Below are 18,791 nucleotides of genomic sequence, written 5' to 3' on the forward strand. Positions count from 1 at the left end.
TGCGGAAGCCGCCCGGATCGGTACCGGGCGCCACCGACGAGGAGACTGCCATGTCCACCACATATGTCGTCGTCACCGTGCTGGGAGCCGCCATGGCGGGCTTCTCCGCCGCCTCCCTCCTGCTCCGCGCGGCCTGGGTGGTCGAACCGCTGACGCAGTACGGGGTCCCCCGCTCGTGGTGGACCCCGCTGGGTCTCGCCAAGGCCGCGGGAGCCGTCGGTCTGCTGGCGGGTCTGCTCGTGCGGCCGCTCGGCGTGCTGGCCGGGATCGGCCTGGTGCTGTACTTCGCCGGGGCGGTGGTCACCGTGGTCCGGGCCCGCTGGTTCTCGCACGTGCCGTTCCCCCTGCTGTACGCGGCCCCGGCGGCCGCCTCGGTCGTCCTGGCCCTCACGGCCTGAGCACCTGGGCGCCCGAGCACATCCGAGCGCCCGGCTGCCCGAGCGCCTGCACCGGGGGCGACCGATGTCTCCAGCGGTCGCCCCCGGCCCGCCCCCGGCCCGCCCCCGGCCCGCTCCGGGCCCGCTCCGGGCCCGTTCCCGGCCCGCCTTCTCGCCGGTGCCGGGTCGTGCCGGAGGGCCGGCCGGGGCGTGACCGGGCCGTCGACGGAAACGGATCCTGGCCGGTTCCGCCGTCGGCGCGTAACGTGGCGCACCATGAAGATCCTGATCAGCGCCGACATGGAGGGTGCCACCGGCGTCACCTGGCCGGCCGATGTGCTGCCGGGGACCCCGCAGTGGGAGCGGTGCCGCGCCATGTTCACCTCGGACGTGAACGCCGCCGTGCTCGGCTTCTTCGACGGCGGTGCCGACGAGGTGATCGTCAACGAGGCCCACTGGAGCATGCGCAACCTGCTCCTGGAGCGGCTCGACGAGCGGGCCGAGATGCTCACCGGGCGGCACAAGTCGCTGTCCATGGTGGAGGGCGTGCAGCACGGCGACGTGGACGGCATCGCCTTCGTCGGCTACCACGCGGCCGCCGGCGCGGAGGGCGTCCTGGCCCACACCTACCTCGCGAACTCCATCACCGGGGTCTGGCTGAACGACGTACGGGCCAGCGAGGGCCTGCTCAACGCGAACGTCGTCGCCGAGTACGGGGTGCCGGTCATCCTGGTCACCGGCGACGACGTGGCCTGTGAGGACGCCCTCGGGTACGCGCCCGAGGCCCGGAAGGTCGCGGTCAAGGACCATGTGTCGCGGTACGCGGCCGTGTGCCGTACCCCCGCCAGGACCGCCGCCGACATCCGGGCGGCGGCCAAGGAGGCGGCCGCGCTCGCGGTGCGCCACGAACCGGTCTCCGCCGGGCCCTTCACGATCGCCCTGGAGTTCGACGCGGAGCATCTGGCGATGGCGGCCACCGTCGTGCCGGGCGTGGAGCGGACCGGGGAGCGGAAGGTCGCCTACACCAGCGACACCATGTACGAGGGAATCCGCAGCTTCAAGGCGGTCACCACGATCGTCTCGGCCGCGGTGGAGGAACAGTATGGCTGACCAGCAGGCTCTGGACGAGGTCGTCCGGTTCACGTCCGACCTGATCCGGATCGACACCACCAACCGGGGCGGCGGGGACTGCCGGGAGCGGCCCGCCGCCGAGTACGCCGCCGAGCAGCTGGCCGGCGCCGGACTCGAACCCGTGCTGCTGGAGCGGACCCCGGGGCGGACGAACGTCGTGGCCCGGATCGAGGGCACCGACCCCTCGGCGGACGCGCTGCTCGTCCACGGTCACCTCGACGTGGTGCCCGCGCAGGCCGAGGACTGGAGCGTGCACCCGTTCTCCGGCGAGGTGCGCGACGGCGTCGTCTGGGGGCGCGGCGCGGTCGACATGAAGAACATGGACGCGATGATCCTGGCCGTGGTCCGGGACTGGGCCCGCAACGGGGTGCGGCCCCGGCGGGACGTCGTCGTGGCGTTCACCGCGGACGAGGAGGCCAGCGCGGAGGACGGCTCCGGCTTCCTCGCCGACCGGCACGCCGGGCTGTTCGAGGGGTGCACGGAGGGCGTCAGCGAGTCGGGCGCGTTCACCTTCCACGACGGCGGCGGCCGCCAGATCTACCCCATCGCCGCGGGCGAGCGGGGCACGGGCTGGCTGAAGCTGACCGCGCGCGGGCGGGCCGGGCACGGCTCCAAGGTCAACCGGGAGAACGCGGTGACCCGGCTGGCGGCCGCGGTCACCCGCATCGGCGAGCACGAGTGGCCGCTCAGGCTCACCCCGACGGTGAGCGCCGCCCTCACCGAACTCGCCGCCCTGTACGGCGTCGACACCGACCTGTCCGACGTGGACAGGCTGCTCGACAAGCTCGGCCCGGCCGCCAAGCTCGTCGAGGCGACCGTCCGCAACAGCGCCAACCCGACCATGCTGGAGGCCGGGTACAAGCTCAACGTCATCCCGGGCGAGGCCGTCGCCTACGTCGACGGGCGTTTCCTGTACGGCGGCGAGGACGAGTTCCGCAGCACCCTGGACCTGTTGACCGGGCCCGACGTGGAGTGGGAGTTCGAGCACCGGGAGGTCGCCCTCCAGGCGCCGGTGGACTCCCCGACGTTCGCGCGGATGCGTGCCGCGGTGGAGGAGTTCGCGCCCGAGGGCCACGTGGTGCCGTACTGCATGTCCGGTGGCACGGACGCCAAGCAGTTCTCGCGGCTCGGCATCACCGGTTACGGGTTCGCGCCGCTGAAGCTGCCGGAGGGCTTCGACTACCAGGCCCTCTTCCACGGTGTCGACGAGCGGGTCCCGGTGGAGGCGCTCCACTTCGGCGTCCGTGTTCTCGACCGGTTCCTGCGGACGGTCTAGGCGAGTGGGGGAGAACGTGCAGACCCTGGCATACGGTTCCTGGCCCTCGCCCATCGGGGCGGCCCTCGCGGCCGCCCACGACGGGCACCCCGAGTACCTCGGGTTCGTCGGCGAGGAGGTCTGGTGGACCGAGCCCCGGCCCGCCGAGGGCGGCCGGCGCACCCTGGTGCGCCGGCGCGCGGACGGCACCGAGGAGTCCGTGCTGTCCGCACCGTGGAACGTGCGCAGTCGCGTCATCGAGTACGGCGGGCATCCCTGGGCCGGGACCGTGCGCGACGGCGTACCGCTCGTGGTGTTCGTGAACTTCGCCGACCAGCGGCTCTACCGGTACGAGCCCGGCGGCGAGCCGCGCCCGCTCACCCCCGTCTCCCCGGTGGGCGACGGACTGCGCTGGGCGCAGCCGCAGCTGCGCCCCGAGCTCGGTGAGGTGTGGTGCGTCCTGGAGGAGTTCACCGGCGACGCGCCCACCGACGTCCGCCGGGTCCCGGTGGCCGTGCCGCTGGACGGCTCGGCCGCCGAGGACCGGGGCGCCGTGCGGGAGCTCACCGAGGCCCGGCAGCGGTTCGTCACCGGGCCACGGCTGTCCCCGGACGGGCGGAAGGCCGCCTGGCTGGCCTGGGACCATCCGCGGATGCCCTGGGACGGCACCGAGCTGGTCGTCGCGGACGTGGCCGACGACGGAACGTTCCGGCAGCCTCGTACGGTGGCCGGCGGTCCCGAGGAGTCCATCGCCCAGGCCGACTGGGCCGCGGACGGCCGGCTGCTGTACGCGAGCGACCGCGGCGGCTGGTGGAACCTCTACCGGGACGGCGAGCCGCTCTGTCCCCGCGAGGAGGAGTTCGGCGGCCCCCTGTGGAAACTCGGGCACTGCTGGTTCGCACCGCTGGAGAACGGCCTGGTCGCCGTGGTGCACGGCCGCGGCGCGACCGCCCTCGGCATACTGGACCCCGAGACCGGCGAGGTCGTCGACGCGGCCGGCCCCTGGACCGAGTTCGCCCCCACCCTCGCGGTGCACGGCGAGCGGGTGGTGGCCGTCGGCGCCAGCCCGCGCAGCGCCTACGAGGTCGTCGAACTGGACACGCGGACCGGTCGGGCCCGGGTGATCGGCTGCGCCCACCAGGACGCGGCGGACCCGGCCCACTACCCCGAACCGCTGATCCGCACCTTCACCGGCCCCGAGGGCCGCGAGATCCACGCGCACGTCTACCCGCCGCACCACCCCGGGTGCACCGCGCCGGCCGACGAGCTGCCCCCGTACGTGGTCTGGGCGCACGGCGGCCCCACCGGACACGCGCCGCTGGTGCTGGACCTGGAGATCGCCTACTTCACCTCGCGCGGCATCGGGGTCGCCGAGGTCAACTACGGCGGCTCGACCGGGTACGGCCGCGAGTACCGCAACCGGCTGCGCGAGCAGTGGGGCGTCGTCGACGTCGAGGACTGCGCGGCCGTCGCCGTCGCCCTCGCCGAGGAGGGCACCGCCGACCGCGACCGGCTGGCCATCCGCGGCGGCAGCGCCGGCGGCTGGACCACCGCGGCCTCCCTCGCCGCCACCGACGTCTACGCCTGCGGCACCATCAGCTATCCCATCCTCGACCTGGCCGGCTGGGCCACGGGGGAGACCCACGACTTCGAGTCGCACTACCTGGAGACCCTGGTCGGACCGCTCGCCGAGGTGCCCGCCCGGTACGCGCAGCGCTCCCCGGCCGAGCACGCCGACCGGATCACCGCGCCCTTCCTGCTGCTCCAGGGACTGGACGACGTGATCTGCCCGCCCGCGCAGTGCGAGCGTTTCCTGGAGCGGATGCGCGGCCGGGAAGTGCCGCACACCTACATCGCCTTCGAGGGGGAGGGGCACGGATTCCGCCGGGCCGAGACCATGGTGCGTGCCCTGGAGGCCGAACTCGCCCTCTACTCGAAGGTGTTCGGACTGAATCCGCCCGACGCCCCGACCCTGGAGCCGGCCGGATGAAGCAACTCCTGCGTCCCGCCCGGCTCGCCCCCGGCGCCCGGGTGGCCGTCGTGGCACCCAGCGGACCCGTCGCCGAGGAACGGCTCCAGGCCGGGCTCGACGTGCTGCGCGGCTTCGGCCTCGATCCGGTGGCCGCACCCCATGTGCTGGACCGCCACGGTGCGTTGGGCCACCTCGCGGGTACGGACGCGGACCGCGCCGCGGACCTCCAGGCCGCCTGGTGCGACCCGGCGGTGGACGCCGTGCTGTGCGCGCGCGGCGGCTACGGGGCCCAGCGGATGGTCGACCTGCTCGACTGGTCGGCGATGCGGGCGGCGGGGCCGAAGGTGTTCGTCGGCTTCAGCGACATCACCGTGCTGCACCAGGCCTTCGCCACCAGACTGGGCCTGGTCACCCTGCACGGACCCGCCGCCGCGGGCGTGGACTTCATCAAGCACGCACGGGCGCAGGAGCACCTGCGGGACACCCTGTTCGCGCCCGAGACGGTCCGTACCCTCACCTGCGGCGGCGGCGCCCTGGTCCCCGGCCGGGCACGCGGTGTCACGCTCGGCGGCTGTCTGAGCATGCTCGTCTCCGACCTCGGCACCCCGCACGCCCGCCCGGACGCCCGGGGCGGGCTGCTGATGCTGGAGGACGTCGGCGAGCAGCCGTACCGCATCGACCGCATGCTGACCCAACTCCTGCGCACCGGCTGGCTCGACGGCGTCACCGGCGTCGCGCTGGGCTCCTGGGCCGGCTGCGGTCCCTACGACGCGGTGCGCGCCGTCCTCGCCGACCGCCTCGGCGGCCTGGGGGTCCCCGTCGTCGAGGAACTCGGATTCGGACACGGCGAGGGAGCGTTGACGGTCCCCTTCGGCATGAGCGGGGAACTGGACGCGGACGCAGGCACGTTGACCCTCGACGAGCCGGCGCTGCGCTGAGCCGGGCGGGCCCCGGCGGGGTGCGGTCGTCGTAGAGTGACGGGATGCCGCACACCGCATCCCGCTACCTTGCCGAGGGCCCCCGCGTGGGCATACGTCATTTCGGTTACGAGGACGGCGCCGAGTTCACCGCCAGGGCGCGGGAGAGCAAGGACCTGCACCACCCGTGGCTGTTCCCGCCGGACACCGCCGACGGGTACACCGCCTACGCGGGCCGGCTGATCGAGGACCGGACGAAGGCCGGGTTCCTGGTCTGCGACAAGGACGGCGGCGGGGCCATCGCCGGGTTCGTCAACATCAACAACATCGTCGAGGGCGCCTTCCTCAGCGGTGCCCTCGGTTACGGCGCCTTCGCGCACGCCGCCGGGCGCGGGCTGATGCGCGAGGGGCTGGACCTCGTGGTCGGACACGCCTTCGGGCCGATGCGGCTGCACCGGCTGGAGGTGAACGTGCAGCCCGCCAACACCGCCTCGATCGCGCTCGCCCGAAGCTGCGGCTTCCGGCTGGAGGGCTTCTCGCCGAAGATGCTCTTCATCGACGGCGCCTGGCGGGACCACGAACGCTGGGCGATCACCGCCGAGATGAGGGCTTCCGGTTGACCTTCATGGTGTCGAGGTCCGTCACCGTCGACTTCAGCACGCCGAAACCGTAGCCCGCCTCCCGCAGCGTGCGCTCCGCGCGGTCCTCGGCGATCGCGCCCGCCATCTCCTCGCCGTCCGCCGCGTCCGACACCACGACGTAGCGCATCGAGAAGTGCTTCAGCGGCGACGGCTCGTACGACAGCGAACCCTCCTCGCAGAAGCGCATGCTGGTCATTCCGTGCTCGGAGGCCTCGGCGAGCAGCCGGGCGCGCGCCTCGTCGGTGAGTCCGTCCCAGGTGCCCCTGACGATCACCCGGTAGGTGTGCTGCTCGCTCATGCGCTGTTCCGTTCCTCGTGCGATTTCCCCGGACCCGACTCTATGTCGGCGACGCCGGACCGCACCCGGAATATCGCCCCGTCCGGCACCGGCCCGGCCCCGGGCCGCCTTTGCGCAATCCTGACCGGCAGCTCCCCTGGTCAGCGCCACGGTTGCCGGGTTCCATGGTGATCGTGACGACGATCCGACGCGACGTAGTGACACTGCCCGCCGCCCTGCCGGGCCCCGACAACCCGCTGCCCCCGCTGCGCCCGCTCGACGAGGTCCACCGCATCGACGAGCGGGACCTGGAGAACCTCCCGGCCGACATGGCCCGGCAGATCGGCCACGCGCCGCTGCGCAGCCTGCTGCCCGTGCCCGTGCGGGACGGTTACGGACGGGCCCGCGAACCGCTGCGGACCGACGCCCTGATCCTCGAGAACGACCGGCTGCGCGCCACGGTGCTGCCCGCCCTCGGCGGCCGGATCGCCTCGCTCCTGCACAAGCCCACGGGCCGCGAACTCCTCTACCGCAACCCGGTGTTGCAGCCCGCCAACTTCGCCCTCAACGGTGCCTGGTACTCCGGCGGCATCGAGTGGAACATCGGCGCCACCGGCCACACCACCCTGTCCTGCTCACCCCTGCACGCCGCCCGCGTCCCCGCCCCGGACGGCGGGGAGATGCTCCGGCTGTGGGAATGGGAACGGCTGCGCGACCTGCCGTTCCAGATCGACCTGTGGCTGCCGGAGGACTCCGACTTCCTCCACGTCGGCGTCCGCGTCCGCAATCCACACGAGCACCCCGTACCCACCTACTGGTGGTCCAACATCGCCGTGCCCGAGGAACGCCGGGTCCTCGCCCCCGCGGCCGAGGCCTATCACTTCGGGTACGAGCGCCGGCTGCGCCGGGTGCCGGTCCCCGCGTACGACGGCACCGACCGTACGTACCCGCTGAACAGCACCTTCGCCGCCGACTACTTCTACGACGTGCCCGACGGGCGGCGACGCTGGATCGCCGCGCTCGACGGCGACGGGCACGGACTGGTGCAGACGTCCACGGACGAGCTGCGCGGCCGCAAGCTGTTCGTCTGGGGGGCGGGGCCCGGCGGACGGCGCTGGCAGGAGTGGCTCACCGAACCGGGGACGGAGGGCTACAGCGAGATACAGGCCGGCCTGGCCCGCACCCAGCTGGAGCACGTGTCCCTGGCGGCGGAGAGCGAGGTGTCCTGGCTGGAGGCGTACGGGCCGCTGAGCGCACCGCCCGAGGGCGAGTGGGACGCGGTGCTCAGCGGGGTGGAACAACGGCTCGAGGCGGTCCTTCCGCGGGCCGCCGTCGACGCCGCCCACGCGTCCTGGAAGGCGCACGCCGACACCGAGCCCGAGGAGATCCTCGCCACCGGGTCCGGCTGGGGCGCGCTCGAAGTGCTGCGCGCCGGCCGCAAACTGCCCGGCACCCCCTTCGACGAGCACACCCTCGGCGACGAGCAGGCACCCTGGCGGGAGCTGCTGCGCACCGGGTCCTTCCCGGAGCCGCGCCGGGTCCGGCCGCCGGGCGCGACCCTCGTCGCCCCGCACTGGCGGGACATGCTGGAGACCGCGCCCGCGACCCCGCTCACCGAGTACCACCTGGGCGTCGCCCAGTGGCACGCCGGTGACCGGGCGCAGGCGGTGCGCAGCTGGGAGCGGGCCCTGGAACTCGCGCCCTCGCTCTGGCCGTCGCTGCGCTGCCTCGCCGTCGCGGACCAGGAGAGCGGCAACCACGAACGGGCCGCCGACCGGTACGCGGAGGCCTTCGACGACCTGTGCCGGGAGCGGCGCGACAGCGGCGAGTCGTGGACGGCGGCCATGGCCGCGCTCGGCCGCGAGGCGGTCGGCGCACTGCTCGCCGCACGCCGGCCGGCCGGGGCGCGGGCCGTCTGGGAGCGGCTGCGGCCCGAGACCCGGGAGCGTGGCAGGTTCCGGCTGCTGGAGGCCGAGATCCTGTGCGCGGAGGGCCGCCGAGAGGAGGCGCGAGCGGTCTTCGACGCGGGCTTCGAGGTCGCCGACCTGCGGGAGGGCGACGAGACACTGGGCTGGCTGTGGGCCAGGGTGAGTGACGCGCCGCTGCCGGCGCGCTACGACTTCCGGATGCGGCCGTCCGCACCCTGAGCGGTCGTCGCTCCCCGTGACCGGCGGGGGTCCATGTCGGCCGCGCGAGGGTTTGGGCGTGGCACACATGGCCACACGGGTATGAGGTCGACGAGGCTCTTCGTCGGGCCGGACCGTGCGGGCGGTCCGGCCCCACCGGAGCCGGACCGAGCACAGAAGGAGGCACCATGGCCGGACCGCGGTACGTGTACGCCGTCTGCCGTCCCTTTCGCGCGGCCCTCCAGGCCCAGCTCACCGGGGTGACGGGCGCGCCCGTCGGCCTGCTCGGCCATCACGGCCTGGTCGCGGTCGTCTCCACCGTGCCCGAGCGCGACTTCGCCGAGGAGCCGCTGCACGCGCATCTGGCGGACCCGCAGTGGCGGGCCGCCACCGTCCGTGCCCATCGGGGTGTGGTCGACGCCCTCACCGCCGTCACCACACCGCTGCCGCTGCGCCCGGCGACCGTCTGCCCGGACGACAGCGCCCTGCGGCTCATGCTGGAGACGCACGGCGCCGCGTTCACGCGCGCCCTCGACCGGCTGGAAGGACGGGTCGAGTGGAGCGTCAACGTGTATACCGAAACGCAGCCGACCAGGATGTCCGAGGAAGCCGAGCGATTTGTGACCCGGCTGCACGGCCTGCTTTCCCGGTACGCCGACGAGTCGTGTTTCCGCGATCCGCAGGACTCCACGTTCTCCGGTGCGGCAGGGCGTGCGGGTCACGCCGTACTGAATGCGTCCTATCTGGTGTCGCGGACGGATTCCGAGCAATTCGTGGAACTGGTGGACCGGCTGAAGGGCGATGCTCCCGGCCTTCGGGTCGAACTGACCGGACCCTGGGCGGCCTATTCTTTCACCCGAGAGGGCGAGGGGGACGAGGGGAACGAGGGGTGCTCCGGGGCGGAGGAGTTCGCGGGGGGCGGAAAGGGCGAAGCGGGCGTAGGCCCCGCTTCTGGGATTCGCGGCCTCTGAGATTCGCGACCGCGGCCCGAGACCCCGTGCGGGGTCTCGGGCCGTTCGGTCCACCGTCTCGCCCGTGTCACCGGGAGCGAGAGCGGGAATACCACCGGGAGCGAGAGCGGAAATCTCCGGTATCTCGGATTCCGTTTCGCGGGCTCTTCAGCGCCGCCGGGGCATTCACCACCTGTACCAGCGGCCCCGGCCACCGGCCGCGCTCGTGCCGCGGAACAGGAATCCGAGAAGCCAGACCACGAGTACCGCGACCGCGACCCACCAGAGCAGCTTCACCGCGAAGCCGGCGCCGAAGAGAAGGAGTACCAGCAGCAGGACGAGAAGAATGGGAACCATAATGTGAACCTCCTTCTCGCCGTGTTTCCCGAAAAGCGGGATTCAGGCATCCTTGCGGCAGAGAATTTCTCCGTGCAGCACGCTGAACCAGCCGTCCGGCTGCTCGCCCCACTCCCGCCAGGCGTCCGAGACGGCCCGCAGCTGCCCGGCGGACGCGTGACCGCCCTCGGTGGCCCGCTGCGCGTACGCCGAGGCGACGGTCCGGTCCGCCCACAGACCGCTCCACCACGCACGCTCCTCGGGCGTGGCGAAGGTCCAGGTGCTGGACGTGGCCGTGATCCGCGTGATGCCCGCCGCCAGCGCCCATGACTTCAGCCGGCGTCCGGCGTCCGGCTCCCCGCCGTTGGCGCGCGCCACCCTCAGGTAGAGGTCCTGCCAGTCGTCCATCCCCGCCGACCGCGGGTACCAGGTCATCGCGGAGTAGTCCGAGTCGCGGACCGCGATGAACCCGCCCGGCTTCGTCACCCGCCTCATCTCGCGCAGCGCCTGCACCGGATCGCCGACGTGCTGGAGCACCTGGTGGGCGTGGACCACGCAGAACGTGTCGTCCGGGTAGTCCAGGGCGTGCACGTCGGCCACGGCGAAGTCGGTGTTGGCCAGCCCCCGCCCGGCGGCCGTGGCTCGTGCCTGCTCCAGGATCTCCGGCGCGTGGTCGACACCGGTGACATGGCCGTCCGGGACCAGTTCCGCCAGGTCGGCGGTGATGGTCCCGGGTCCGCAGCCGATGTCCAGGATCTTCATATGGGGCTTCAGCGAGCCGAGCAGGTACGCGGCCGAGTTGGCGGCGGTGCGCCAGGTGTGCGAGCGCAGTACGGACTCGTGGTGCCCGTGGGTGTAGACGGCGGTCTCCCGTGCTTCCGGCATGGCTGTGCCCCTCTTCGTCGGCTCCGCGTACCCGCCCCGCCGGGCTCCGGGCCCGGCGGGGCGACGCCTGTCACCGTACGCGCCCGAACCGAATGGTGAGACCGGCGTTTTGACATATGGACTGACGACGCGTCAGGAGCGTTGTGCCGTCGGCCGGTCGGCGACCCCGGGCCGATGCGCTCAGGCGCGCTTCGCCGCCAGAGCCCGTACGGCGAAGGCCGCCCCCGCGCCCAGCGTCGCGCCCACCAGCACATCGCTCGGGAAGTGCACGCCGGTGTACACCCGGGACATGGCCACCGAGAACGCCACCGGAGCCACCACCGCGCCCCACCCCTGCGACTCCAGGGCGACCCCGGTCGCGAACGCCGCCGCCGAGGCGGAGTGCCCCGACGGGAACGAGGTGGTGATCGGCTGCCGTTTCAGCTGCCGGACCTGCGGTACGGAGTCGAGAACCGGTCGCGGCCTGCGCACCGACCGCTTGCCCAGGGTGTTGATCGTCAGCGAGGCCAGGCCGAGCGAGGCGAGCCCCAGAGCGGCCGCCCGGCGGGCCCGCGGCGTACGGCTCGCCGCCATGACGGCGGCCGTGGCGAACCACAGCACACCGTGGTTGGCGCTCCGGCTCAGCCGCGGCAGCACGGGCTCGGCGCCGGGCCAGTGGCGCTCGGCGGCGAACTCGAACAGGCGCCCGTCGAGGGCGAGCAACCGGTCGCGCAGGGCGTGGTGCCCCGGCTTCAGGACGGTGAGGTCGACATCTGGGCTCATGCAGGGATGGGTACCCTGAAGTGGTCGTTTCCTGCGCCGGATCGAACCGCCGGATCGAACCGCCGGAACCGCCGGAACTCGCGCCGGATCGAACCGCCGTCGAAGGGCCACCCGTATGCGTCTGCTCCTCGTCCGCCACGCGGAGACCCCCGCGAACGTCGAGTTCCTGCTGGACACCACGGTCCCCGGGCCGGGTCTGACCGCACTCGGCGAGCAGCAGGCCGCGCGACTGCCCGCGGCCCTCGCCGACGAGGACATCGAGGCCGTCTACGCCTCCACCATGCTCCGCACGCAGCTCACCGCCGCCCCGCTGGCCGCCGCCCGCGGCCTCGGGGTGACCGTGCGCGACGGCGTCAGGGAGGTCTCCGCGGGCGACCTGGAGCTGCTCCCCGGCGAATCGGAGCCGGGCCTGGACTACATGCGGACCGTGTTCGCCTGGGCGGCCGGCGACACCGGGCTGCGGATGCCGGGCGGCGAGAGCGGCGCCGAGGTCCTCGCCCGCTACGACGCCGTGGTCGCGGAGGTGGCGGACCGCGAGGCCGGGACGGTCGCCCTGATCAGCCACGGCGCGGTGATCCGCCTGTGGGCGGCTGCCCGCGCGGACAACGTCGATGTGCCCTTCGCCACCGCCCACCGCCTGGCGAACACCGGCGTGGTGGTCCTGGAGGGCAGCCCGTCGGACGGCTGGAAGGCCCTCACCTGGGCCGGTGCGACGGTCGCCCCGGCGGGCGAGAGCGGTCCGACGGGCCGGGCGCTGGAGGACACGGGCCTGGCGCTCCCCGCGCACGAGGTCGGATAAGCATTTGGCCGGTCGGGCGGGAGACCGCAGAATGCCTCTTCATGGGACATCTGGAAGCCGCGCACCTCGAGTACCACCTCCCCGACGGGAGGACGCTGCTCGGCGATGTGTCGTTCCGGGTGGGCGAAGGGGCCGTCGTGGCCCTCGTCGGGCCCAACGGCGCGGGCAAGACGACCCTGCTCCGGCTGATCTCCGGAGAGCTGAAACCGCACGGCGGCACCGTCACCGTCAGCGGCGGCCTGGGCGTGATGCGCCAGTTCGTGGGCTCCGTACGGGACGAGACGACCGTACGGGACCTCCTCGTGTCGGTCGCGCCGGCCGGCATCCGCGAGGCCGCGCAGGCCGTCGACCGGGCCGAGCACGCCATGATGGCCGTCGACGACGAGGCCGCCCAGCTGCAGTACGCGCAGGCACTCTCGGACTGGGCCGAGGTGCGCGGGTACGAGTCGGAGACCATGTGGGACATGTGCACCACGGCCGCGCTGGGGGTGCCGTACGAGAAGGCGCAGTGGCGGCTGGTACGGACGCTGTCCGGCGGTGAGCAGAAGCGGCTGGTGCTGGAGGCGCTGCTGCGCGGCACCGAGGAGGTGCTGCTCCTCGACGAGCCGGACAACTATCTCGACGTGCCCGGCAAGCGCTGGCTGGAGGAGCGGCTGAAGGAGACCCGCAAGACGGTGCTGTTCGTCTCGCACGACCGGGAACTCCTCTCCCGCGCCGCCGAGAAGATCGTGTCCGTCGAGCCCGGACCCGCCGGCGCCGACGCCTGGGTGCACGGCGGCGGTTTCGCCACCTACCACGAGGCCCGCCGCGAACGCTTCGCCCGCTTCGAGGAACTGCGCAGGCGCTGGGACGAGAAGCACGCCCAGCTCAAGAAGCTGGTGCTGAGCCTGCGTCAGGCCGCCTCCATCAGCCATGAGCTGGCCTCCCGCTACCAGGCCGCCCAGACCCGGCTGCGCAAGTTCGAGGAGGTCGGGCCGCCGCCCGAGCCGCCGCGCGAGCAGGACATCACCATGCGGCTGAAGGGCGGACGCACCGGCGTGCGGGCCGTCACCTGCGAGGCGCTCGAACTGACCGGCCTGATGAAGCCCTTCGACCTGGAGGTCTTCTACGGCGAACGGGTCGCCGTCCTCGGCTCCAACGGCTCCGGCAAGTCGCACTTCCTGCGGCTGCTGGCCGGCGAGGACGTGGCGCACACCGGGACGTGGAAGCTCGGCGCGCGGGTCGTGCCCGGGCACTTCGCCCAGACGCACGCCCACCCCGAGCTCCAGGGCCGCACCCTCCTCGACATCCTGTGGAAGGAGCACGCCCAGGACCGCGGCGCCGCCATGTCCCGGCTGCGCCGTTACGAGCTGACGCAGCAGGCCGAACAGTGCTTCGAGCGGCTCTCCGGCGGCCAGCAGGCCCGCTTCCAGATCCTGCTGCTGGAGCTGGCGGGCGTCACGGCCCTGCTCCTGGACGAGCCCACCGACAACCTCGACCTGGAGTCCGCCGAGGCCCTCCAGGAGGGCCTGGAGGCCTTCGAGGGCACCGTCCTGTCGGTCACGCACGACCGCTGGTTCGCCCGCTCCTTCGACCGCTACCTCGTCTTCGGCAGCGACGGCCGGGTGCGGGAGACCCCCGAGCCGGTCTGGGACGAGCGCAGGGTGGAACGGGCCCGGTAGGGCCCCGGACCTGCGGGGCGAGGCGGACGGAGGCCCGGAGCCCGCAGGCTCGGTGCCCGGGGGCCCTGGGGCCGGAATGTTCGTACAGTGGATGCAGAGACGCCAGAGCCGCGTCGGTCGGGGTCCGCCGGGGGCGGTCCCCGGCTGGCGCGGCGCTTTCCACGGCTCCCTCCCGGCTCCCCCCGACGGATCGCCCACGGGCGGGACCGGACCGCAGGGACGGACACGACGAGCGGGGTAACCACCATGAGCGGAGTCGACCCGGCGCGACTGGACGACCAGCAGCTGATGAAGGAACTGGAGAACATCCACCGCACGCGCCACGACACCCTGCTGTACGGCTCCAACGACGCGCTGCGCACCCACAACCACCGCATGGCCCAGCTGGAGGGCGAGTACCTGCGGCGCAACCCCCGCCGCTTCGTCTCCCCGGCCCGGACCCGGGACGGCGCGCGGGTGCGGGCCGCCGCCGCGTCGGCGGGCGGAACGCCGGTGGGCAAGTGGGGACCCGGGGCGGGACACGGCGGCGCCTGACACCGGCCTGACCGTTTCGCCGTCATCCGCTCCCGGGGCGGGGCCGGCGACGAGGGCTCGTTCACCCGGTCGGCGGCGGGTGTCCCGCGAATGGTGTCCGGCCGCGCGCGGCCCCGTGCGGGGCGGGCTGTGATGGCTGTGGGGCACGGACGGAGTGTCCCGACAGCCGTCAGGCCTAAGGAGCCCGTCCCATGTGCCGCACCGCCCGTCTCCTGTCCGCCGTCGCCCTGGCCGGTGCCGCCGCTGTCAGTGCGGCTCCGGTCGCGTCCGCGGACCCGGCCGTGCAGGTCGGCCCCGAAGCGACCGTGCCCGGGGGCAGCATCACCGTCTCGGTCGGCTGCGGCGCGCTGGGCGGATCCCCGCCCGAGAGCATCGACGCCACGTCCCGGGCGTTCGCCGGGGGTACGGTCAGGCTGCGCCGGGTCGCCGCGGCCGACGGTCTGACGGTGGCGCGGGCCACGTACCGGGGCACCGCCCGCGTCGCCGCGGCCGAGGACCTGGCGGCGGCGCCAGGCACAGGCACCGGGGTCTCCACGTGGACCGTCGACGGCAGCTGTCCGGCGGCGGCCGACGGACAGGGCATGGCGTGGAGCGCGAAGTTCACCGTGGGTGGCGGTGGTGGTGGCAGTGCCGGTCCCGGTGGCAGGGACGCCCCCGGGCTCGCCGGCAGCGGTGGCGGCACCGACGCCGGACGCGGCAGCGGCCTCGGCTCCGCCGGTGACGCCGGGCGGGGCACTGCCGGGAACGCCGGTCGTGACCCCGGTGCCGTTCCCGCACCGGACACGGGCATCAGACCGGACACGGGAGCCGGCGCCGGACGTGGCACGGGTGCCGCACCGGACCCGGCCGGCAGACCGGACACAGGCGCCGTACCGGACACGGGCACCGGCGCCGTACCTGACAGGGGCACCGGCGCCGTACCTGACACGGGTACCGCACCGGACCCGGCCGGCAGACCGGACACAGGCGCCGCACCCGACACAGGTACCGCACCTGACACGAGCGCCGCACCTGACACGGGTACCGCACCTGACACGGGCACCGGCACCGGGCCGAAGGCCGGCGGCGACGGCGGTGGAAACACCCGCGGGGACGGCGGCTGGAAGGGCGGCGGCGACGGCGGCGGGGACGGCGGCTGGAAGGGCGGCGGCGACGGCGGCGGGGACGCGGGACAGGACGGCGGCCGGGGCACCGGCCGGGACGGCGACCAGGCGTGCGGCGGCTCGCGTACCGACGGGCACGCCGGCGAGCACCAGGGCGGCGGCACGGACAAGGGCACGGACAAGGACAAGGGCACCGACTCGTCGGCGGATCGGGGCGGCGCGGACTCCGGCACGCACCCGAAGGCGCAGAAGCACACCGCCGTACGCACTTCCGCACGCACCTCCGCGCGTACCGAGTCCTGCGCCCAGGACGGGTTGCCGCACGGGGTGGAGGCCGGGGAGGGCGGCTCGTTCACCGGGTCCGTCCCCGCGCTCGTCACCGGTGGCCTGCTGATCGCGGGCGCACTCGGCGCCGCCGTGCACCGGCTGTGGCGCCGTGAACCCGGCTGGGAGGCCTGAGCCGCCCAGCGGTGTCAGGGGCGCGGCGGCAGAAGCGCTCATGGTGACGCGACGGGCGGGGTACCCGTTGTCCCTGGGAGCCGTGTGAACGCACGGCGGCACAGCGGTGGAACAGGGCACCAGGACTGCGCGGAGGTAGGCATGGGGCGCACGGACCCCGAGGGACACGGCCCCGTCCGCTACGGACCGTCCCTGCCCGACGACGGACTGCCGCCGCTCCCGGAACTGTCCGAGGTGCTCGCCGCCGCCGCGGGCCGGGCGGACGCCGAACCGGTCGGCGGCGGTACGACGCTGCGGGACGCGGCCTGCGGATACTGGGCCCGGCGCGGTCTGACCGCCGTCCCCGGCCGGGTGGCCGCGGCACCGGGCGCCCCCGCGCTCCTGGTCGCGCTGACCGCCGCGCTCGGCGGCGACGTCCTGGTGCCGCGCCCCTGCGCAGCCTGGTGGGGCCCGTACGCGCGACTGCTGGGCAGACCCGTGTTCCATGTGGCGACCCCGGCCGAATGCGGCGGCGTACCGGATCCGTACGCCCTGCTGGAGACCGTCCGCAGAGTCCGCGCGGAAGGCGGCGATCCGCGGCTGCTGGTGCTGTCCGTCGCCGACGACCCGACCGCCACCGTCGCCCCGCCCGAAGCGCTGCACGAGGCCGTCGAGGCCGCCGCGGGCGAGGGCCTGCACCTGGTCAGCGACGAGACCTGGCGCGACACCGTGCACGACCCGCGCACCACGGTGCTGTTCAGCCCCGCCGAGATGCTGCCGGACCGGGTCACGGTGGTCGCCGACCTGGCCGGCGCGCCGCTGCCGCCCGGCTGGCCGGCCGCCGTGGCCCGGTTCGCCGACGGTCCCGACGGGGCCGACCTCCACGCGCGCGTCCTCGACGTGCTCACCGCGCTGGACGCCCGCGTCGCGGCGCCGGTCGCGGCGGCCGCCGAGTACGCCCTCGCCGAGCCCGGGCCGGTCACCGCGCGCGTGGCCGCCGCCGTGCGGACGCACGCGCGCCTGGCCGCCGCCGTGCACGGCGCCGTGGTCGGCGCGGGGGCGCTCGCCCGGCCGCCACGGGCGGGCCGTCACCTCTACGCCGACCTCGGCCCGCTGCGGACCGCGCTGGTCCCGCACGGCGTGGGTGACGCGCAGGACCTGGAGGACCACCTCTCCGCCCGGCTCGGGATGCCCGCGCCCGGCGGTCACCGCTTCGGCGACGACCTCGGCGCCCTGCGCGTCCGCCTGTCCACCGCGCCGCTCCTCGGTGCCACGGAGCAGGAGCGCGCGCTCTGTCCCGGTTCACCCGCACCGTGGGAACTGCCCCATGTGCAAAGCGCGTTGACCACCCTTAGGTCGGTCTTCGACGATCTCCGCGACGACGCTCAGCGACGGGAGCCTCCTCGATGACGCAGCAGTCCGAGTCGACCACCACACCGAGCACGCCCGCCTCCCCGAACCCCGCACGGGAATCCGGCCCCCCGGCCCGTACGCCCCCGCTCGCACCCCCGGGTCCGCCGCTCGCCGCCCCCCGGCCGCTGGGGGAGCGGAGGGAGTGGCCGCGCACCTTCCACGATCGGCTGACCGCCCCGCTGCCCGGTCTCAAGGCCCTGGCCCGCTTCGCCCGTGAGGGCTCCGTCCGCCCCGGCAAGGAGGGCCTGGCCGACGTCCCCCTGCTGCCCTGCGAACCCGGCCCGCTGCCCCGCGTGGACACCCGCACCGTCGCCGTCACCTGGGCGGGGCACGCCAGTTGGGTGCTGCGGGTCGGCGGACTGACGGTCCTCACCGACCCGGTCTGGTCCCGTCGCATCCTCGGCACCCCGGCCCGCATCACCCCCGTCGGCGTCGCCTGGGACGCCCTGCCGCGGGTCGACGCCGTCGTCATCAGCCACAACCACTACGACCACCTGGACGCCCCGACGCTGCGCAGACTCCCGCGCGACACCCCGATGTTCGTGCCGGCCGGGCTCGCGGGCTGGTTCCGGCGCCGCCGGTTCACCACCGTCACCGAGCTCGACTGGTGGGAGGCGGCCGAACTGGGCGGCGTCCGCTTCGACTTCGTGCCCGCCCACCACTGGTCCAAGCGCAGCCTCACCGACACCTGTCGCAGCCTGTGGGGCGGCTGGGTGCTCACCGACCCGGACGGACAGCGGGTCCACTTCGCGGGCGACACCGGCTACGGCCACTGGTTCGCCCACATCGGGCAGCGCTACCCGGGCATCGACCTCGCGCTGCTCCCCATCGGCGCGTACGACCCCCGCTGGTGGCTGAGCGACGTCCACTGCGACCCGGAGGAGGCGGTCAGGGCCGTCCAGGACCTCGGCGCGCGCCGCCTCGCCCCCATGCACTGGGCCACGTTCGTGCTGTCGGCGGAGCCGGTGCTCGAACCGCTCACCCGGGTGCGCGTCGCCTGGGAAAAGGCGGGCCTGGCCCGCGACGACCTGTGGGACCTGCCCGTCGGAGGCTCCCGGATCCTCCCCGGACAGTACGACGAGTACGACCAGTACGGCTGAGCACGGCGCCGCCCCCCGAACCCCCGCTCACCGAACCCGCGGCCCGTGAACCCCCGCGCCCCCGCGGCCCGCAGACCCCGCCCCGGCCCCCGAACCCCGCCGTGGGCCGGGGGC

At 74.1% G+C, this 18,791-nt stretch carries 16 protein-coding genes and 2 pseudogenes; 14 read left to right on the forward strand and 4 right to left on the reverse strand.

Annotated elements, in window-relative coordinates:
- Positions 1 to 50 precede the first annotated feature (50 nt).
- From ACZ60B_RS36350 to ACZ60B_RS36375, 6 genes are all read left to right on the forward strand, one after another.
- Positions 51 to 398 carry a DoxX family protein gene (locus tag ACZ60B_RS36350; RefSeq protein ID WP_469394845.1) on the forward strand — a complete coding sequence of 116 codons (348 nt, stop codon included), beginning with the start codon at positions 51 to 53 and terminating at the stop codon, positions 396 to 398.
- 255 nt (positions 399 to 653) lie between these two features.
- Positions 654 to 1,487, forward strand: a complete 834-nt coding sequence (locus ACZ60B_RS36355) for a M55 family metallopeptidase (RefSeq protein ID WP_469394847.1) — start codon at positions 654 to 656, stop codon at positions 1,485 to 1,487.
- Positions 1,480 to 2,784 (forward strand): M20/M25/M40 family metallo-hydrolase, encoded by a 1,305-nt coding sequence (locus ACZ60B_RS36360; protein WP_469394849.1) that lies wholly within the window; start codon positions 1,480 to 1,482, stop codon positions 2,782 to 2,784. Before ACZ60B_RS36355 ends, ACZ60B_RS36360 begins: the two co-directional genes overlap by 8 nt.
- Before the next feature lie 16 nt (positions 2,785 to 2,800).
- Positions 2,801 to 4,753, forward strand: a complete 1,953-nt coding sequence (locus tag ACZ60B_RS36365) for a prolyl oligopeptidase family serine peptidase (protein WP_469394851.1) — start codon at positions 2,801 to 2,803, stop codon at positions 4,751 to 4,753.
- Complete coding sequence (locus ACZ60B_RS36370; RefSeq protein ID WP_469394854.1) at positions 4,750 to 5,673, forward strand: S66 peptidase family protein; 924 nt, start codon at positions 4,750 to 4,752, stop codon at positions 5,671 to 5,673. Before ACZ60B_RS36365 ends, ACZ60B_RS36370 begins: the two co-directional genes overlap by 4 nt.
- Before the next feature lie 44 nt (positions 5,674 to 5,717).
- Entirely contained in the window at positions 5,718 to 6,272 is a 555-nt protein-coding gene (locus ACZ60B_RS36375; protein ID WP_469394856.1) for a GNAT family N-acetyltransferase, read from the forward strand.
- On the opposite strand, the gene ACZ60B_RS36380 is transcribed toward ACZ60B_RS36375, so the two are convergent.
- Positions 6,244 to 6,591, reverse strand: coding sequence for a DUF6204 family protein (locus ACZ60B_RS36380; protein WP_469394858.1), 348 nt, complete (start codon positions 6,589 to 6,591; stop codon positions 6,244 to 6,246). The genes ACZ60B_RS36375 and ACZ60B_RS36380 overlap by 29 nt on opposite strands.
- A gap of 164 nt (positions 6,592 to 6,755) precedes the next feature.
- Here ACZ60B_RS36380 and ACZ60B_RS36385 point away from each other — a divergent pair, with 164 nt between their 5' ends.
- Complete coding sequence (locus ACZ60B_RS36385; protein WP_469394860.1) at positions 6,756 to 8,717, forward strand: DUF5107 domain-containing protein; 1,962 nt, start codon at positions 6,756 to 6,758, stop codon at positions 8,715 to 8,717.
- A 167-nt stretch (positions 8,718 to 8,884) separates the two neighbouring features.
- Entirely contained in the window at positions 8,885 to 9,667 is a 783-nt protein-coding gene (locus ACZ60B_RS36390) for a GvpL/GvpF family gas vesicle protein (protein ID WP_469394862.1), read from the forward strand.
- Between the two features lie 165 nt (positions 9,668 to 9,832).
- Here the strand turns inward: ACZ60B_RS36390 and ACZ60B_RS36395 are convergent, their stop codons facing one another.
- From ACZ60B_RS36395 to ACZ60B_RS36405, 3 genes and pseudogenes are all read right to left on the reverse strand, one after another.
- Entirely contained in the window at positions 9,833 to 10,003 is a 171-nt protein-coding gene (locus ACZ60B_RS36395) for a hydrophobic protein (RefSeq protein WP_152894404.1), read from the reverse strand.
- Between the two features lie 42 nt (positions 10,004 to 10,045).
- On the reverse strand, positions 10,046 to 10,867 hold the full coding sequence (locus ACZ60B_RS36400; protein WP_469394864.1) for a class I SAM-dependent methyltransferase: 822 nt from the start codon (positions 10,865 to 10,867) through the stop codon (positions 10,046 to 10,048).
- Between the two features lie 183 nt (positions 10,868 to 11,050).
- Positions 11,051 to 11,629: pseudogene (locus ACZ60B_RS36405) on the reverse strand (phosphatase PAP2 family protein); the annotation flags it as partial.
- Between the two features lie 115 nt (positions 11,630 to 11,744).
- On the opposite strand from ACZ60B_RS36405, the gene ACZ60B_RS36410 reads away from it, so the two are divergent.
- The 6 genes and pseudogenes from ACZ60B_RS36410 (at position 11,745) to ACZ60B_RS36435 (ending at position 18,677) form a co-directional block, all read left to right on the forward strand.
- The gene (locus tag ACZ60B_RS36410) at positions 11,745 to 12,428 is read left to right on the forward strand and encodes a histidine phosphatase family protein (protein ID WP_469394866.1); all 684 of its coding nucleotides are present in this window, start codon (positions 11,745 to 11,747) and stop codon (positions 12,426 to 12,428) included.
- Between the two features lie 41 nt (positions 12,429 to 12,469).
- Entirely contained in the window at positions 12,470 to 14,089 is a 1,620-nt protein-coding gene (locus ACZ60B_RS36415; RefSeq protein ID WP_469394869.1) for an ABC-F family ATP-binding cassette domain-containing protein, read from the forward strand.
- A gap of 224 nt (positions 14,090 to 14,313) precedes the next feature.
- Positions 14,314 to 14,623, forward strand: a pseudogene (locus ACZ60B_RS36420) (DUF6158 family protein); the annotation flags it as partial.
- Positions 14,624 to 14,814: 191 nt separating this feature from the next.
- The gene (locus tag ACZ60B_RS36425; RefSeq protein ID WP_469394871.1) at positions 14,815 to 16,185 is read left to right on the forward strand and encodes a hypothetical protein; all 1,371 of its coding nucleotides are present in this window, start codon (positions 14,815 to 14,817) and stop codon (positions 16,183 to 16,185) included.
- A gap of 141 nt (positions 16,186 to 16,326) precedes the next feature.
- Positions 16,327 to 17,574, forward strand: coding sequence for an aminotransferase class I/II-fold pyridoxal phosphate-dependent enzyme (locus tag ACZ60B_RS36430; RefSeq protein WP_469394873.1), 1,248 nt, complete (start codon positions 16,327 to 16,329; stop codon positions 17,572 to 17,574).
- On the forward strand, positions 17,571 to 18,677 hold the full coding sequence (locus tag ACZ60B_RS36435) for an MBL fold metallo-hydrolase (protein ID WP_469394875.1): 1,107 nt from the start codon (positions 17,571 to 17,573) through the stop codon (positions 18,675 to 18,677). The genes ACZ60B_RS36430 and ACZ60B_RS36435 overlap by 4 nt, the downstream gene beginning before the upstream one ends.
- Positions 18,678 to 18,791 lie beyond the last annotated feature (114 nt).

Source organism: Streptomyces sp. NPDC104096 (genome assembly GCF_055584385.1).

What these genes read in the sequence shown, in the direction of transcription:
- ACZ60B_RS36350 (WP_469394845.1), top strand. Translation starts at nt 51, where the DNA reads ATGTCCACCACATATGTCGTCGTCACCGTGCTGGGAGCCGCCATGGCG.
- ACZ60B_RS36355 (WP_469394847.1), top strand. Translation starts at nt 654, where the DNA reads ATGAAGATCCTGATCAGCGCCGACATGGAGGGTGCCACCGGCGTCACC.
- ACZ60B_RS36360 (WP_469394849.1), top strand. Translation starts at nt 1,480, where the DNA reads ATGGCTGACCAGCAGGCTCTGGACGAGGTCGTCCGGTTCACGTCCGAC.
- ACZ60B_RS36370 (WP_469394854.1), top strand. Translation starts at nt 4,750, where the DNA reads ATGAAGCAACTCCTGCGTCCCGCCCGGCTCGCCCCCGGCGCCCGGGTG.
- ACZ60B_RS36375 (WP_469394856.1), top strand. Translation starts at nt 5,718, where the DNA reads ATGCCGCACACCGCATCCCGCTACCTTGCCGAGGGCCCCCGCGTGGGC.
- ACZ60B_RS36380 (WP_469394858.1), bottom strand. Translation starts at nt 6,591, where the DNA reads ATGAGCGAGCAGCACACCTACCGGGTGATCGTCAGGGGCACCTGGGAC.
- ACZ60B_RS36385 (WP_469394860.1), top strand. Translation starts at nt 6,756, where the DNA reads ATGGTGATCGTGACGACGATCCGACGCGACGTAGTGACACTGCCCGCC.
- ACZ60B_RS36390 (WP_469394862.1), top strand. Translation starts at nt 8,885, where the DNA reads ATGGCCGGACCGCGGTACGTGTACGCCGTCTGCCGTCCCTTTCGCGCG.
- ACZ60B_RS36395 (WP_152894404.1), bottom strand. Translation starts at nt 10,003, where the DNA reads ATGGTTCCCATTCTTCTCGTCCTGCTGCTGGTACTCCTTCTCTTCGGC.
- ACZ60B_RS36400 (WP_469394864.1), bottom strand. Translation starts at nt 10,867, where the DNA reads ATGCCGGAAGCACGGGAGACCGCCGTCTACACCCACGGGCACCACGAG.
- ACZ60B_RS36410 (WP_469394866.1), top strand. Translation starts at nt 11,745, where the DNA reads ATGCGTCTGCTCCTCGTCCGCCACGCGGAGACCCCCGCGAACGTCGAG.
- ACZ60B_RS36415 (WP_469394869.1), top strand. Translation starts at nt 12,470, where the DNA reads ATGGGACATCTGGAAGCCGCGCACCTCGAGTACCACCTCCCCGACGGG.
- ACZ60B_RS36425 (WP_469394871.1), top strand. Translation starts at nt 14,815, where the DNA reads ATGTGCCGCACCGCCCGTCTCCTGTCCGCCGTCGCCCTGGCCGGTGCC.
- ACZ60B_RS36430 (WP_469394873.1), top strand. Translation starts at nt 16,327, where the DNA reads ATGGGGCGCACGGACCCCGAGGGACACGGCCCCGTCCGCTACGGACCG.
- ACZ60B_RS36435 (WP_469394875.1), top strand. Translation starts at nt 17,571, where the DNA reads ATGACGCAGCAGTCCGAGTCGACCACCACACCGAGCACGCCCGCCTCC.